Genomic DNA, 14,756 nt, shown 5'->3' with positions numbered 1-14,756 from the left:
TCAAATGGATAAGGACTAAAATACTGTGTCGGTCGGAATGGCTGCCCCCCGCGCGCCTTATGCCTGCGACCCCGACCGCAGCCGGGGCCGGCTGGTCACGGAGCCGCCGAGCCGGACCCGCAGCCCGTTCCGGCGCGACTGCGACCGGGTGATCCACTCGACCGCCTTCCGCCGCCTCAAGCACAAGACCCAGGTGTTCGTCTTCCACGAGGGCGATCATTACCGCACCCGGCTGACCCATTCGCTGGAGGTCGCGCAGATCGCCCGCGCACTGGCCCGCCAGCTCGGGGTCGACGAGGATCTGACAGAGACGCTGGCGCTCGCGCACGATCTCGGCCACCCGCCGTTCGGGCATGCCGGGGAGCGGGCGCTCGACGCATGCCTGAAGGATGATGGCGGCTTCGACCACAATGCGCAGACGCTGCGGGTCGTCACCTCGCTGGAGCACCGCTATCCCGAGTTCGGCGGGCTCAACCTGACCTGGGAAGCACTCGAGGGCATCGTCAAGCACAACGGGCCGCTGACCGAGCGCAACGGCGCACCGGCCGGGCGCTACTGGGAGGGCGGCATTCCGGTCGGGATCGCCGACTACAACAAGACCTACGACCTCGAGCTCTGGAGCTATGCCTCGCTCGAGGCGCAGATCGCGGCGTTCGCCGACGACATCGCCTATGACGCGCACGATATCGACGACGGCCTGCGCGCCGGCCTGTTCGCGGTCGACGACCTCAAGGAGATGCCGCTGACCGCTGAGATCATCGCCGCGATCGACCGGCACTATCCCGATCTCGACGAGGTCCGGCGCGGCGCCGAGCTGGTCCGTGAGTTGATCTCGCATTTCATCAATGGCGTGTTCACGGAGGCGAGCCGGCGGCTTGCGGCGGCCCAGCCGCAATCCGCCCACGACGTCCGCAACCACAATGCTCCGCTGATTGCGTTCCCGTCCGACGTGGCCGGGCAGGAGGCGGCGATCAAGGCGTTCCTGTACCGGCGGATGTATCGCCACCAGCGGGTGATGCTGGTGATGCGGGAGGCGGAGCAGGTGGTGCGCAATCTGTTCGAGCGCTACCGGCAGTCGCCGGAAGATTTGCCGGCGGAATGGGTCGAGGGGAGCGCGGAGGAGACCGCCAGCGCGCGGAACAGGCGGATCGGCAATTTCATTGCCGGGATGACCGACCGTTTCGCCCTGATCGAACACCAAAGGCTTTTTGACTCGACCCCGGATTTGCGTTAGCGCCCTGCCATGGCCGACACCACTGCTTCACCGCACCTTTTTGCCGACATGCTGACGCGCGTGCACGTGATCTGTGCCGCGGTCGCCGCCGAGGACAACTGGCCCGCGGGCATCGATCTGACGCGCGTCGTGGTGGAGCCGCCGCGCGACGCCAGCCATGGCGACATGGCGACCAATGCCGCGATGGTGCTCGCCAAGGATGCCAAGGCCAAGCCGCGCGAGCTCGCCGACAAGATCGCCGAGCGGCTGCGCGCCGATGCGCTGGTGGCCTCGGTCGACGTCGCCGGGCCCGGCTTCATCAATTTGACCTTGAAGCCGCAGGTCTGGGCGGACGCGCTGCGCGCCGTGCTGGCCGCCGGCTCCGCTTACGGACGCAGCGACATCGGCAAGGCCGAGAAGGTCAATGTCGAATACGTCTCGGCCAATCCGACCGGGCCGATGCATGTCGGCCATTGCCGTGGCGCCGTGTTCGGCGACGCGCTGTGCAGCCTGCTGCAATTCGCGGGCTACGACGTCTGCCGCGAATACTACATCAACGACGCCGGTGCGCAGGTCGACGTGCTGGCACGCTCGGCGTTTCTGCGCTACCGCGAGGCGCTGGGGCAGGACATCGGCGCGATCCCCGAAGGGCTTTACCCCGGCGATTACCTCGTGCCGGTCGGCGAAGCGCTCGCCAAGGAGCATGGCGAGAAGCTGCTCGACATGAAGGAAGCCGAGTGGCTGCCGATCGTGCGCGACAAGGCGATCGCCATGATGATGGAGATGGTCAAGGGCGATCTCGCCGCGCTCAACATCCATCACGACGTGTTCTTCTCCGAGCGCTCGCTGATCACCTCGGGCAACAACAAGGTCGCCGAGACCATCGACTTCCTGCGCGCCAAGGGCGACATCTATGAGGGGCGCCTGCCGCCGCCGAAGGGCAAGCCGGTCGAGGATTACGAGGACCGCGAGCAGTCGCTGTTCCGCGCCACCGCCTATGGCGACGACGTCGATCGGCCGCTGATCAAGTCGGACGGTTCGTACACCTATTTCGCATCCGACATCGCCAACCATCGCAACAAGTTCGAGCGGGGCTTCACCAACCTGATCGACGTGTTCGGCGCCGATCATGGCGGCTACATCAAGCGCATGCAGGCAGCCGTGAAGGCCGTGACCGCGGGCAAGGCCGTGCTCGACGTCAAGATCGTGCAGCTCGTGAAGCTGCTGCGCGACGGCGAGCCGGTGAAGATGTCGAAACGGTCAGGCGATTTCGTCACGCTGCGTGAGGTCGTCGACGAGGTCGGTTCCGACGCCGTCCGGTTCATGATGCTGTTCCGCAAGAACGATGCGGTGCTCGATTTCGACCTCGCCAAGGTGATCGAGCAGTCCAAGGACAACGCCGTCTTCTACGTCCAGTACGGCCACGCCCGCGGCCACTCGATCTTCCGCAACGCGCGGGAGGAGGCGGTTCCGGATCTGCCCGAGACCGACGACGCCCGGCTGGCCTATCTCCGTAGTGCTGCGGTCGAACGGTTGACCGATCCGGCCGAGCTCGATTTGCTGAAGCGGCTTGCGCTTTATCCGCGGATGATCGAGGCTGCGGCGGCGGCACATGAGCCGCACCGAATCGCTTTTTATCTATATGATTTGGCCAGTGAATTTCACGCGCTTTGGACGAGGGGGCGGGATTTGCCCTATTTACGCTTCATTATCAATAATGATGCAGAGATCACGAGGGCGCGACTGGCAATGGTTCAGGGCGTCGTCTCGGTTCTGGCATCGGGCTTAGCTGTACTAGGCGTCCACGCTCCGACCGAGATGCGGTAGGCAGGGGCATTAGGCCCTCACGAGTGGGGATTTGTGAGGGCATCTGGCAGGGGCCAACTCGTTCGGACCGGCTGTGCCGGCGATCTTGGCGCTGTCCCGAAGGGGATGCATCATCACAATGGCTGATCGATATCAGGACCGACATTTTCCCGCCGACACGGCACCCAAGGCCGAGAGCGATCCGCTTGCCGAGCTGGCCCGCCTGATCGGCCAGACGGATCCGTTCGGCAGCGCCAACAAGCCGCCGCCGCATCCGCTGCAATCGCGCGCCAATGTGCGGCCGCAACAATATCAGCCGCAGGCAGACGAAGAGGATGCGCCGCCCGCCGGCCCGCCGCCCTGGATGAAGCGCGCGCGGCAGGACGCCGTCGTTCCGCCGCCGGTGCAGCCGCCTGCGCAGCAGCACGTCGATTACGAAGAGCCCGAGCAGGACTACCAGCAGCCGAGCCCGGTGCATCCGCTGCACCGTTATGCGGCCCAACAGCCGCAGTCCGCGCCGGCACCGGTCGCGCCCTATCGCGCGGTCGAGCCCGCGCGGCAGGCTGAAGCCTATGACGAGGCGGTGCATTACCAGGACGGTGCGCAGGGCCACGATCCGTCGCGCTATGACGACGCGCTCTATGGTCAGCTGGAAGCCGGCGAACAGGACCTCCAGCGCGATCCGGCCTATCCGGACGATCCCTATGCCTACGAGGCCTATGAGGACGAACCCGAACCGAAGCGACGCAGCAGCGGCCTGATGACGGTTGCTGCGGTGGTCGCGCTTGCGGTGGTTGGCACCGGCGGCGCGCTCGCCTATCGCAACTATGTCGGCTCGCCCCGCACCGGCGAGCCGCCGATCATCAAGGCCGACAACACGCCGACCAAGGTGATCCCGGCGCAGGCCGATACGCCGGCCAAGACGCCCGACCGCATGGCGGCGGGTGACGGCACCGAGAAGATCGTGTCGCGCGAGGAAACTCCGGTCGACGTCAACTCCAAGGCGGCCGGACCGCGCGTCGTGTTTCCGCCGCTGAATGCCAATGCCAATCCGCCCTCGGCGGCCAGCGTGCAGACCGCGCAGCCCGCGCCGGCGCCGATCACCGCCAACGGCACGCTGCCGCAGAGCGAGCCGCGCAAGATCCGCACCCTCGCGGTCAAGGGCGACACGCCTGACGCGGCCCAGGCCGCGCCGACGCGGTCGATGGCCGCCGCAAGGCCGCCGGTGTCACGCGGCAATCCGTCCGCGGCAAACGCCAGCGTCAACGCGCCGCTGTCGCTTGCCCCCGGTCAGGCCGATGCAGCTCCGGCCGCGCCGCCGACCCGGATGGCATCCACCACGACCGCCTCGGTTGGCGGCGGTGGATACCTGGTCCAGGTGTCGTCGCAGAAGAACGAGGCCGACGCTCAGGCGTCCTACCGGACGTTGCAGGGCAAGTATCGCAACGTGCTCGGCTCGCAGCCTTTGGTGGTGAAACGCGTCGATCTCGGCGAGAAGGGCGTCTATTACCGCGCCTTTGCCGGCCCGTTCGCGTCATCGGACGAGGCGAGCCAGCTTTGCAAGAGCCTGATGTCGGCCGGTGGGCCGCAATGCCTCATCCAAAGAAATTAACGGCCGTTTCCTTGACCCGTGAGCCGCATACGGCCTAATCGGCCGAATGACGAACCGCGCATTCATCACGGGCATATCCGGGCTGACCCTCAATGACGCCGAACGCGAATTCATTCGCGCCGAGCGGCCATGGGGCTTCATCCTGTTCAAGCGCAATATCGAGAATCCTGTCCAAGTGGCAGCTCTCGTTGGGGAACTCAGGTCGGCAGTCGGCGCCGTCGACGCCCCGGTCCTGATCGACCAGGAGGGCGGCCGGGTACAACGGCTCGGCCCGCCGCATTGGCCGGTCTATCCGCCGGGCGCGAGTTTTGGCGCACTCTACGACATCGACCCGAAGCTCGGCCTTGCCGCCGCCCGGCTCAGCTCGCGCCTGATCGCGGCCGATCTGATCGACCTTGGGATCACGGTCGACTGCCTGCCGTTGGCTGACGTTCCTGTGGCAGGCGCAGACGCCGTGATCGGCAACCGGGCCTATGGGACCGAGCCGGACAAGGTCGCAGCGATCGCCCGCGCGGTCACCGACGGGCTCGAGCAGGGCGGCGTGCTGCCGATCCTCAAGCATATCCCCGGCCACGGTCGGGCCACCGCGGACAGCCATTTCCGGCTTCCGACGGTCGATACCACCAGGGACGAGCTGGAACGGACCGATTTCGCCGCGTTCCGGCCGCTGGCGGACCTGCCGATGGCGATGACTGCACATGTTGTGTTTAGCGCGCTGGACCCCGCCCATCCGGCGACGACTTCTGCGACAATCATCGAACAGGTGATTCGCGGCCTGATCGGGTTCCAAGGTTTGTTGATGAGTGATGACGTGTCGATGAATGCGCTGGCCGGATCGATCGCCGAACGGACCCGCGCCATCGTCACCGCCGGTTGCGACGTGATTCTGCACTGCAACGGCAATCTCGACGAGATGCGCGAGGTCGCGCGGGAGACGCCGGAACTGACCGGCAAGGCGCTTGAGCGCGCCAGGGCCGCGCTCGCCGCGCGGAAGCAGCCTGAGCCGATCGACCGGCAGGCGGCGCGAGCTGAACTGGATGCGTTGTTGGATCGGGTAGGGACGGCATGACCGCTGAAATTCTATCGTTTGATACCGGGCGGCCGGCCGACCTCGCTGATGGCGAACCGGCGCTGGTGGTCGACGTCGAGGGCTATGAAGGCCCGCTCGACCTGTTGCTCACGCTGGCGCGGCAGCAGAAGGTCGACCTGTCGAAGATCTCGATCCTCGCGCTCGCCGATCAGTATCTCTCGTTCATCGAGGCGGCGCGCAAGATTCGCCTGGAGCTTGCGGCCGACTATCTGGTGATGGCGGCCTGGCTCGCCTTCCTGAAGTCGCGGCTGCTGCTGCCGGAACCGCCGACCGCGGAAGGACCGAGCGCCGAGGAAATGGCGACCGCGCTTGCCAACCAGCTGCGTCGTCTGGAGGCGATCCGCGAGGCGGCAAACCGGCTGATGAACCGGCCGCAGTTCCAGCGCGATATCTTTCCACGCGGCAATCCGGAAACGATCGCCGAGATCAAGCATCCGAAGTTCACCGCGACTTTGTACGACCTGCTGTCGGCCTATGCGACGCAGCGTGCGTCACGCGTGCTGACGACGGTCCATCTTGCCAAGCGGACCGTGTGGTCGCTGGCGGAAGCACGCGCTTCGCTGGAGCGGCTGGTCGGCCTCGCCGAGGACTGGAGCTGCCTCGACGAGTACCTGATGAACTATGTCGCTGATCCCAAGCAGAAGGCGACGGTGTTCGCATCGAGCTTCGCTGCGGCCCTTGAGCTGGTCCGCGAGGGTGAGATGGAGATCAACCAGAAGCAGGCGTTCGCGCCGATCTATTTCCGAAAGCGTCCAGCGCAAGCCGCCATGGCGGCGCCGGACCTGTCGGTTGAGTAAGCGGAAGAAGGAGAGCAAGCCCATGGCAAGCTTGGCGGAAGTGCGCAGAGAAGAGCCCGAGGAGGAGGTTTCTCCTATGGATCCGGTGGCGCGTCCTGAGGAATTGCGGCTCCTGGAAGCCCTGTTGTTTGCATCGGCCGAGCCGGTCGATCAGGCAACGCTGGCAAAGCGGATGCCCGACGGCGTCGATATCAAGCTAGCGCTCGCGCAGTTGCAGGCGGAATATGCGCCGCGCGGCGTCAACCTGGTGAAGGTCGCGAACAAGTGGACGTTCCGCACCGCCGGCGACCTGTCGTGGCTGATGACGCGCGAGAGCACCGAGACCCGCAAGCTGTCGCGTGCGGCGATCGAGGTGCTTGCGATCATCGCCTATCACCAGCCGGTGACCCGCGCCGAGATCGAAGAGATTCGCGGCGTGGTGACGTCGAAGGGCACGATCGATGTGCTGCTGGAGACCGGATGGATCCGGCCGCGCGGCCGTCGCAAGACACCGGGCCGTCCGCTGACCTTCGGTACCACCGACGGATTCTTGTCGCAGTTCAGCCTTGAGGCGCTGGGCGACCTGCCGGGGCTTGAGGAACTCAAGGGTACTGGCTTGCTCGACTCGCGGCTGCCGACCGGCTTCTCCGTGCCGTCGCCATCGGACGACGCGACGCTGCACGAGGACGAGGAGCCGCTCGAGCCCGGCGATACGCTGGAACTGCTGCTGGCGCCGGCCGTCGAGCCGGACGCCGAGGAACCGAAGGCCGAGCCCGAGGCTCCTGGCGAGGTTGAAGTGACGGCCGAGGCCGAAACGGCTGCCGAGACCGAAGTCGAAGCGGAGATGGCTTCGGAGGTCGACGCGGCCGAGCCCGACGCCGACGAGCCGGACCAGCGCGCCGGCCACGCCGACGATGAGGACGGCGCCGAGGAGAAGGGCGAATAGCCCGAATATTCCCGGTTAAGCCTAGCAATATTACGTAGCCGCGACAGCGATTTGCCGCGGCCGAAGTCCTTGTTTTTGACACCCCGCGGGCCTACCTTCCGGCAAAGTCCAGGCCGGTTCGCCCGGCCATTTCTGGAGGGTTTGCAGGATGGGTTCGCTGAGCATTTGGCACTGGATCGTCGTGATCGCAGTGGTCCTGCTGCTGTTCGGACGCGGCAAGATTTCGGACCTGATGGGTGACGTCGCCCAGGGCATCAAGGCCTTCAAGAAGGGCATGCAGGACGACGACAAGGTCGCAGACAAGACCGAGCCCACCAAGGCGATCGATCACAACGCGGCGCCGTCGGCAGCGCGCCAGGACGTTGGCAGCAAGGCTGTCTAACGCGCTCGTACTGACGAATATTTCGACGTTTTTCTTTGCGCGAAACGGTGACGCCGTCGCACAGACGCGCTATGGACGCCGGTTGAGAAGAGGCGCCGGCGGCCCCAGATCCTGTTAGGACGGCAAGTCCTGTCAGACCATGGGGCCGATCGTGGCGCGCTGAGGCGGAACAATTCATGTTCGATATCGGGTGGAGTGAACTGGTGGTCATCGCGGTCGTCGCGCTGATCGCCATCGGCCCGAAAGAACTGCCGGGCGTGCTGCGCATGGTCGGGCAATGGATGGGCAAGGCCCGCAAGATGGCCGCCGAATTCCAGGGTCAGTTCCAGGAGGCCATGCGCGAGGCCGAGATGGCCGACCTCAAGAAGAGCTTTGACGAGGTCAGGGAAGCCGCCACCGGCATCACCAGCGGCGGCAACATCATGACCTCGTTGCAGAAGGACGTCAGCGACGCCTTGCAGATCGACAAGCCGGTCGATGCGCAGGTCGCCTCCGCGATCGACGCGCCGGTGACATCGACTGGCGATGCACCGGTCACGCCCACGACGCCGGTCGCGCCGACGCCGGAAACCTTCGTCGAGGCCGAGACGCACGCCGCCAGCAGCGAGCCGCTTGCGGTCACCAGTGAAGTGAAGTCCGAGCCCGCACCGGCGCAGCAGGCGTCGTCTGCGGAGCCCGACGTGCTGAAGGACGCGAGGGCGTCATGAGCGCCGAAGATATCGAGGCCTCCAAGGCCCCCTTGATGGATCATCTGATCGAGCTGCGCTCGCGCCTGATCAAGGCGCTGCTCGGCTTCGGCGTGGCCTTCATCATCTGCTTCTTCTTCGCCAAGCAGATATTCAATGTCCTGGTGTGGCCCTTCATCTGGGTGGCGGGGCCGGAAAACTCCAAATTCATCTACACGGCGCTGCTCGAATATTTCCTGACGCAGCTCAAGCTCGCGCTGTTCGGCGCCGGCTTCATTTCGTTCCCGATCGTCGCGACGCAGATCTATAAATTCGTGGCGCCCGGGCTCTACAGGCACGAGCGCAACGCCTTCCTGCCATACCTGATCGCGACGCCGGTGTTCTTCGTGATGGGCGCGGCGCTGGTCTATTTCGTGGTCTTCCCGATGCTGACCCGCTTCTCGCTCGGCATGCAGCAGGCGGCCGGCGCCGAGACCGCGCAGATCCAGTTGCTGCCCAAGGTCGGCGAGTATCTGTCGCTGATGATGTCGCTGATCTTCGCGTTCGGCATCGCATTCCAGTTGCCGGTGATCCTGACGCTGCTCGGGCGGGTCGGCATCGTCACCTCGAAGATGCTGAAGGAAAAGCGGCGCTACTTCATCGTGGTCGCCTTCATCATCGCCGCCGTGCTGACGCCGCCCGACGTGCTGAGCCAGGCCTCGCTCGCTATCCCGCTGCTCGCGCTCTATGAGGGTGCCATCATCGCGGTCCGGATCGTGGAGAAGAAGGCCGCGGCTTCGAATGCCTCGTCCGGCTCGGCGACCAATCCGGCCGAGTAGGCCCTTTCGCCCCACATTCAGTGTCATACCCCGCGAAAGCGGGGTATCCAGTACGCCGCGGCCTTTCGGTCAGACACCGACGCCTCTGGAATACTGGATCACCCGCTTTCGCGGGTGATGACGGTCGTGGTAGTGGAACGTTGATTGTCAACACAACCGTTGTCAATCAACGCATATTAGGACTTCCCGCCATGCACGATATCAAAGCGATCCGCGACAACCCGACAGCCTTCGACGCCGGCCTGAAGCGCCGCGGACTTGGGCCGCTGTCGCCGTCGCTGCTGGCGATCGACGAGAGGCGGCGTGCCGCGATCCTGGCCTCCGAGCAGGCCCAGGCGCGGCGCAATGCGGCCTCGAAAGAGATCGGCGACGCCAAGAAGGCCAAGGACGAGGCGCGCGCCGCCAAGCTGATGGCCGAGGTCGCCGAGCTCAAGACGACGATGCCGGAGCTCGAGACCGCGGCGAAGACGGCCGACGAGGAGTTGACGAGAGAGCTGTCGTCGATCCCCAATCTGCCGCTCGACGAGGTGCCCGACGGCACCGACGAGCACGGCAATGTCCAGCATCACGTGTTCGGCAAGGCGCGTGACTACGGTTTTGCGCCGAAGCTGCACGATGATCTCGGCACCGCGCTCGGCTTTATGGATTTCGAGGCGGCGGCGAAATTGTCCGGCGCGCGCTTCGTTGTGCTGAAGAAGGGCTTGGCGCGGCTCGAGCGCGCGATCGGGCAATTCATGCTCGATCTTCACGCGGGTGAGCACGGCTATACCGAAATCAATCCGCCATTGCTGGTGCGCGATGCCGTGATGTTCGGTACCGGCCAGTTGCCGAAATTCGAGGACGACCAGTTCTGGGCGATCAGCGGTGAGCTGCTTGCAAGACCCGATGCCGATCTGCGCAGCGCGCGCCTCGGGCTGATCCCGACTGCGGAGGTCTCGCTGACCAACCTCGTTCGCGAGTCGATCGTGGACGAGAAAGAGCTGCCGATGCGGCTCACCGCGCTGACACCGTGCTTCCGCGCCGAGGCGGGTGCTGCCGGCCGCGACACCCGCGGCATGATCCGGCAGCACCAGTTCACCAAGGTCGAGCTGGTCTCGATCACGACGCCCGAAGCCAGCAAGGATGAACTCGAGCGCATGCTGTCCTGCGCCGAGGAAGTGTTGCGCCGGCTCGATCTGCATTACCGGGTGATGACGCTGTGCGCCGGCGACATGGGCTTCTCCGCGCAGAAGACCTACGACATCGAGGTCTGGATGCCGGGGCAGGGCGACGGCGGCGCCTATCGCGAGATTTCGAGCTGCTCGGTGTGCGGCGATTTCCAGGCCCGCCGCATGGACGCACGCTATCGTGGTCCCGACGGCAAGCCGCGCTTCGTGCACACGCTGAACGGTTCGGGCACGGCGGTCGGACGCGCGCTGATCGCCGTGATGGAGACCTATCAGCAGCAGGACGGCTCGATCGCGGTGCCGGATGTGTTGCAGCCCTATATGGGCGGGCTCAAGGTCATCGAGCACGGCATGTAACGCCGAGGCCAGTGTGATGCCGCTCCACCGTGACATCCACTGGCTTGGTCGACAATGGGCGGTCACCGGCCACGGTCTGCAACTGATCAACCAGAAGCAGCGAGGCTATTACGACATCGAGGCCGCGCGCCTGGGCGAGGCGCGCGTGATCGAGGCGATGCAATCGAAGGCCTGGATCGACAGGCCGGATTTCGACAAGGCGCTGGAGGTCGCGCGAGCCAAGTTCGCGCATGTCGCGCTGGCTGATCCCGCGCCGGCCGAGCCGCCTGCGGTAGCTGCGCCAGCAGCGTCACGCGCTTCGATCGAACCGCCGTTGGTGCCCACGATCGAAGAACTGCTGGCCAGGTTGAAGGTAAAATCGGCTACCACGGCAAAATCCGCCGAGGCGCCTGCTACGGCCGTCCCAGAGCCGCCCGGGTCCGATGCTCAGGCGATTGAACCTCCACAGCCTGAGCCGCCACAGCCTGAGCCGCCGCCGTCGCCGTCGCCGAGCAATCCGGTAGCGCGCGCCACGGCTGCCTGGCCGGTGTTCGAGCGCAAGATCGCCGGCAGCGCCCGGTTTGTCAGCCCTTGGCGGGTGAGGTCGGCACGCTGGCATGGGCCCTCGTCAGGTTTGCCTCCGCGGCCCTAGCCGGTTAAGACGGCTCGTCAGCCAAGAAGATCGAGCCCAATCGGAAAAAAAGGCACTTTGACGGATGCGAATTCTCTGCACCAACGATGACGGCATCAACGCTCCGGGCCTCAAGGTCATCGAGGAGATCGCGCGCGCGTTGTCCGACGACGTCTGGATCGTCGCGCCCGAGCTCGATCAGTCCGGCGTCTCGCATTCGCTGTCGCTCAACGATCCGCTGCGCCTGCGCGAAGTCGGCCCGCGTCACTTCGCGGTGCGCGGCACGCCGACCGATTGCGTCATCATGGGCGCGCGCCACGTCCTCGGCGACAAGCTGCCCGATCTCGTGCTGAGCGGCGTCAACAAGGGCCGCAACGTCGCCGAGGACGTGGTCTATTCCGGCACCATCGCCGGCGCGCTGGAGGGCACCATTCTCGGTTTCCCGTCATTTGCGCTGTCGCAGGAATTCTCGATCGAGACGCGCAACGCGCCGCTGTGGGACACCGCGCTGAAATTCGGACCCGATATCATCCGCAAGGTGATGGCCGCGGGCGTGCCCCGGAACACCGTCGTCAACGTCAACTTCCCGTCCTGCATGCCCGACGACGTCAAGGGCATCCGGATCACCCGGCAGGGCAAGCGCAATCAGGGCTTTCTGAAGATCGATCGCCGTCACGACGGACGCGGCAATCCGTACTTCTGGATCGGCTTCGAGCGTGCGGCGATGATGGATACGCCGGCCGAAGGCACCGACCTCGCAGCACTCGCCGCGCGCTACGTCTCGGTGACGCCGCTCAGGCTCGATCGCACCGATGAGGCGTTTTCGGAAACGCTGGTCGACACGTTGAAATGATCGTTGTAGCCCGGATGAGCGCAGCGACATCCGGGACCATTGTTTGAGGTGCCCCGGATATCGCTGCGCTCATCCGGGCTATGGGCCGATCGTCAGACCGGCGCGCTCCTCATCGCGCTTGAGATCGCCTGGGCCAGCGTTTCCAGCTGGAAGGGCTTTTGCAGCGCCGGGCGGTCGCGATACTCCGGCGGCAGGCCGGACGAGCCATAGCCGGTCGCGAAAATGAAGGGGCGGTTGCGGGCGTTGATCAGCTCGGCGACCGGCGTGATCACCTTGCCATTGACGTTGACGTCGAGGATCGCGAGGTCGAACTCGGTCGATTGCGCGAGCTTGACTGCCTCGCCGATCTCGCCGGCCTCGGCGGCGACGCTATGGCCGAGTTCCTCCAGCATATCGGCAACCATCATCCGGATCATGACCTCGTCCTCCACGAGGAAAACTGAACAGCCCGCCGGCCGTATCGCTGTCATGATGGAATCCTTGCCCGTCCCTGAAATAGGCTCGCAAATAACATTACCAGGCGCAATGCAAACGTTTGGGGATTGGTCCATTTCCAGCGTGCAAAGGCACTTCGCCGCATCGCCCCGACTGACTCGCTGCGCGAGATTCGTCCAGGATCCGGCGAGCTGCTCGACTCAGTCAACCACGCGTCATTGGTGACTATCTGAAGAGCCGCCGCTGGCGCCGAACGCGAACCAGGCCGCCAGGTTCCTGACCGGGAACAAAAATGACGGGAAATTTTTCCTTAACGCGGTATTTTGGATTCAATGGCATCAAGCTCAGCAAGATCCGCGCGCCGGTGCCCAGAGACGCTGATGAACATGGCCGTAACCCCTGATTCGACCGAAAAGATGATGTTTCAGCTCACCCTGCGACGGCGAGGGGTCAGCGATCAGGCGGTGCTGCGCACCATGGAAGAGGTGCCGCGCGAGGTCTTCGTCGAGCCGCGCGATCGCAACGAGGCCTATCGCGACAGTGCGCTTGCGATCGCCTGCGGGCAGACCATCAGCCAGCCCTTCGTGGTGGCCTACATGACCGAGCAGTTGCAGCTCGCGAAAGACCATCGCGTGCTCGAGATCGGCACCGGCTCGGGCTATCAGGCCGCCATCCTGTCCCGGCTGTGCAAGCAGGTGCTGACCGTCGAGCGCTACCGCACGTTGGCCGAGGGCGCCCGCAAGCGTCTCGAAAAGCTCGGCTATTACAACATCGAGGTGTTGCTCGGGGACGGCTTCGACGTCCCCCGCGGCGCCGGCGATTTCGACCGCATCATCGTCACCGCGGCGATGGAGCAGGTGCCGGAGAAACTGCTCGATCGGCTCGAACCGGGCGGCATCCTGATTGCCCCGGTTGGACCGCATCAGGGCACCCAGACGCTGGTCCGGATGATGCGGACGGAGAGCGGCTTCGACCGCAAGGAATTGGTCGACGTGCGCTTTGTGCCGGCGCTGCCCGGAATCGCGCGCGAATTGTAAATTTGGCGATTTGCTGCTTGGCACCAACGCCTTATTCGCTGGGTTAAGCGGTTATTTACTCGCTACGTGTTTACTCAAAACAGTCTTTTGTTGCGTACGAGTGAGTAACCATGTCTGGGGTTGTTGAGTTGCTTCGCTCGCGTCGCGTTCCGCAGGTTGCGGTGCTGACGCTGATGTCCATGGCTTTCGCCGGTTGCAGCGCCGACATGTCGTCGCGCTTCCAGCAAAGCTCATATTCACAGAATCCGTTCGCGTTCGATCCGCAGCCGACCAGCTCCGTGCAGGCGCCGCCGCGCGAGTTGCCGCAATACGCACGGCCGCGAACGCAACCGCAGTACTCGCAGTATCAGTCCCAGCCGTTGCCGCCGCCGGTCGCGGCGCCGCAATCCTACCCGGTCGCCAACTCCGGCGTCTCCGGAGGCGGACGAGGGATGTCGTCCTACGCGCCACCGCCGCCGGCGCGCGCGCAGATGGAGGCGACCGGCACCGTGCCGCATTCGGTCGCGGCGGCGCACGCCGGGCATAACGGCACCACCATCATCGTCGGCACCAGCGACACGCTGGAAGTGCTGGCGCGGCGCTACAACGTCTCGAGCGCCGAGATCCTGCGCGCCAATGGCTACAAGGGACCGCGCGCGCTGTCGCCCGGTCAGCAACTGATCATTCCGCGTCCGACCGCAGCCGCCGCTGCACCCGCGATGTCCGCACCGGCCGCGCGGCCCGTCGCTGTGGCGGCTGCGCCCGGCGTCCACTATGTCAATCGCGGCGACACGCTGCACAGCATCGCGCGCCAGCACCACATCCCGGTGGCCGAGCTTGCCCGCGCCAACAATCTCGATCAGTCGGCGCGGCTCAGCCTCGGCATGAAGCTCGTCGTGCCCGGTGCCAAGACTGCGATGGCGGCACCTGCGCCGGTTGCGCAACCGGTTGCCGCTGCGCCGGTCGCAGTCGCCGCGGCACCCGCCGTGG

At 65.4% G+C, this 14,756-nt stretch carries 14 protein-coding genes and 1 pseudogene; 14 read left to right on the top strand and 1 reads right to left on the bottom strand.

The annotated features are described in order from the left end of the window. Positions 1 to 25 precede the first annotated feature (25 nt). The 12 genes and pseudogenes from B2W55_RS27475 (at position 26) to surE (ending at position 12,315) form a co-directional block, all read left to right on the top strand. A complete protein-coding gene (locus B2W55_RS27475) occupies positions 26 to 1,234 on the top strand; it encodes a deoxyguanosinetriphosphate triphosphohydrolase (RefSeq protein WP_024578324.1) in 1,209 nt (402 codons plus the stop codon). 9 nt (positions 1,235 to 1,243) lie between these two features. Further along, a complete protein-coding gene (gene argS, locus B2W55_RS27470) occupies positions 1,244 to 3,040 on the top strand; it encodes an arginine--tRNA ligase (protein ID WP_024578323.1) in 1,797 nt (598 codons plus the stop codon). 118 nt (positions 3,041 to 3,158) lie between these two features. Beyond that, a complete protein-coding gene (locus tag B2W55_RS27465; protein ID WP_024578322.1) occupies positions 3,159 to 4,631 on the top strand; it encodes an SPOR domain-containing protein in 1,473 nt (490 codons plus the stop codon). A 46-nt stretch (positions 4,632 to 4,677) separates the two neighbouring features. Further along, on the top strand, positions 4,678 to 5,700 hold the full coding sequence (gene nagZ, locus B2W55_RS27460; protein WP_024578321.1) for a beta-N-acetylhexosaminidase: 1,023 nt from the start codon (positions 4,678 to 4,680) through the stop codon (positions 5,698 to 5,700). Next, positions 5,697 to 6,518: a segregation and condensation protein A gene (locus B2W55_RS27455; RefSeq protein WP_024578320.1), complete on the top strand. Its 822-nt coding sequence runs from the start codon at positions 5,697 to 5,699 to the stop codon at positions 6,516 to 6,518. Before nagZ ends, B2W55_RS27455 begins: the two co-directional genes overlap by 4 nt. Positions 6,519 to 6,540: 22 nt before the next feature. Continuing rightward, positions 6,541 to 7,252, top strand: a pseudogene (scpB, locus tag B2W55_RS27450) (SMC-Scp complex subunit ScpB); the annotation flags it as partial. 339 nt (positions 7,253 to 7,591) lie between these two features. Then, entirely contained in the window at positions 7,592 to 7,825 is a 234-nt protein-coding gene (locus B2W55_RS27445) for a twin-arginine translocase TatA/TatE family subunit (RefSeq protein ID WP_021081213.1), read from the top strand. A gap of 176 nt (positions 7,826 to 8,001) precedes the next feature. Then, positions 8,002 to 8,532, top strand: a complete 531-nt coding sequence (tatB, locus tag B2W55_RS27440; RefSeq protein WP_024578318.1) for a Sec-independent protein translocase protein TatB — start codon at positions 8,002 to 8,004, stop codon at positions 8,530 to 8,532. Further along, positions 8,529 to 9,329, top strand: a complete 801-nt coding sequence (tatC, locus tag B2W55_RS27435) for a twin-arginine translocase subunit TatC (RefSeq protein ID WP_024578317.1) — start codon at positions 8,529 to 8,531, stop codon at positions 9,327 to 9,329. Before tatB ends, tatC begins: the two co-directional genes overlap by 4 nt. Positions 9,330 to 9,520: 191 nt before the next feature. Continuing rightward, complete coding sequence (gene serS / locus B2W55_RS27430; RefSeq protein WP_024578316.1) at positions 9,521 to 10,852, top strand: serine--tRNA ligase; 1,332 nt, start codon at positions 9,521 to 9,523, stop codon at positions 10,850 to 10,852. Between the two features lie 16 nt (positions 10,853 to 10,868). Next, complete coding sequence (locus B2W55_RS27425; protein ID WP_024578315.1) at positions 10,869 to 11,483, top strand: hypothetical protein; 615 nt, start codon at positions 10,869 to 10,871, stop codon at positions 11,481 to 11,483. A 64-nt stretch (positions 11,484 to 11,547) separates the two neighbouring features. After that, positions 11,548 to 12,315 (top strand): 5'/3'-nucleotidase SurE, encoded by a 768-nt coding sequence (surE, locus tag B2W55_RS27420; protein ID WP_024578314.1) that lies wholly within the window; start codon positions 11,548 to 11,550, stop codon positions 12,313 to 12,315. 92 nt (positions 12,316 to 12,407) lie between these two features. Here surE and B2W55_RS27415 read toward each other — a convergent pair whose 3' ends face one another. Beyond that, positions 12,408 to 12,785: a response regulator gene (locus B2W55_RS27415; protein ID WP_021081219.1), complete on the bottom strand. Its 378-nt coding sequence runs from the start codon at positions 12,783 to 12,785 to the stop codon at positions 12,408 to 12,410. A 345-nt stretch (positions 12,786 to 13,130) separates the two neighbouring features. Between B2W55_RS27415 and B2W55_RS27410 the strand changes: the two genes are divergently transcribed. Both B2W55_RS27410 and B2W55_RS27405 read left to right on the top strand, forming a co-directional pair. After that, the gene (locus B2W55_RS27410) at positions 13,131 to 13,787 is read left to right on the top strand and encodes a protein-L-isoaspartate(D-aspartate) O-methyltransferase (protein ID WP_024578313.1); all 657 of its coding nucleotides are present in this window, start codon (positions 13,131 to 13,133) and stop codon (positions 13,785 to 13,787) included. 110 nt (positions 13,788 to 13,897) lie between these two features. Next, positions 13,898 to 14,756 (top strand): LysM peptidoglycan-binding domain-containing protein (locus B2W55_RS27405; protein WP_291532394.1); only part of this gene is annotated, 859 nt, incomplete at its 3' end.

This window comes from Bradyrhizobium sp. UBA2491, from assembly GCF_002341725.1.
Taxonomy (GTDB): domain Bacteria; phylum Pseudomonadota; class Alphaproteobacteria; order Rhizobiales; family Xanthobacteraceae; genus Bradyrhizobium.
This window is presented reverse-complemented; position numbering and strand designations above follow the sequence as displayed.

Excerpts from the sequence above, each read along its gene's own strand:
- serS (WP_024578316.1), top strand. The coding sequence starts at position 9,521 with ATGCACGATATCAAAGCGATCCGCGACAACCCGACAGCCTTCGACGCC.
- surE (WP_024578314.1), top strand. The coding sequence starts at position 11,548 with ATGCGAATTCTCTGCACCAACGATGACGGCATCAACGCTCCGGGCCTC.
- B2W55_RS27455 (WP_024578320.1), top strand. The coding sequence starts at position 5,697 with ATGACCGCTGAAATTCTATCGTTTGATACCGGGCGGCCGGCCGACCTC.
- B2W55_RS27410 (WP_024578313.1), top strand. The coding sequence starts at position 13,131 with ATGAACATGGCCGTAACCCCTGATTCGACCGAAAAGATGATGTTTCAG.
- tatC (WP_024578317.1), top strand. The coding sequence starts at position 8,529 with ATGAGCGCCGAAGATATCGAGGCCTCCAAGGCCCCCTTGATGGATCAT.
- B2W55_RS27445 (WP_021081213.1), top strand. The coding sequence starts at position 7,592 with ATGGGTTCGCTGAGCATTTGGCACTGGATCGTCGTGATCGCAGTGGTC.
- B2W55_RS27465 (WP_024578322.1), top strand. The coding sequence starts at position 3,159 with ATGGCTGATCGATATCAGGACCGACATTTTCCCGCCGACACGGCACCC.
- B2W55_RS27415 (WP_021081219.1), bottom strand. The coding sequence starts at position 12,785 with ATGACAGCGATACGGCCGGCGGGCTGTTCAGTTTTCCTCGTGGAGGAC.
- B2W55_RS27425 (WP_024578315.1), top strand. The coding sequence starts at position 10,869 with ATGCCGCTCCACCGTGACATCCACTGGCTTGGTCGACAATGGGCGGTC.
- nagZ (WP_024578321.1), top strand. The coding sequence starts at position 4,678 with ATGACGAACCGCGCATTCATCACGGGCATATCCGGGCTGACCCTCAAT.
- tatB (WP_024578318.1), top strand. The coding sequence starts at position 8,002 with ATGTTCGATATCGGGTGGAGTGAACTGGTGGTCATCGCGGTCGTCGCG.
- argS (WP_024578323.1), top strand. The coding sequence starts at position 1,244 with ATGGCCGACACCACTGCTTCACCGCACCTTTTTGCCGACATGCTGACG.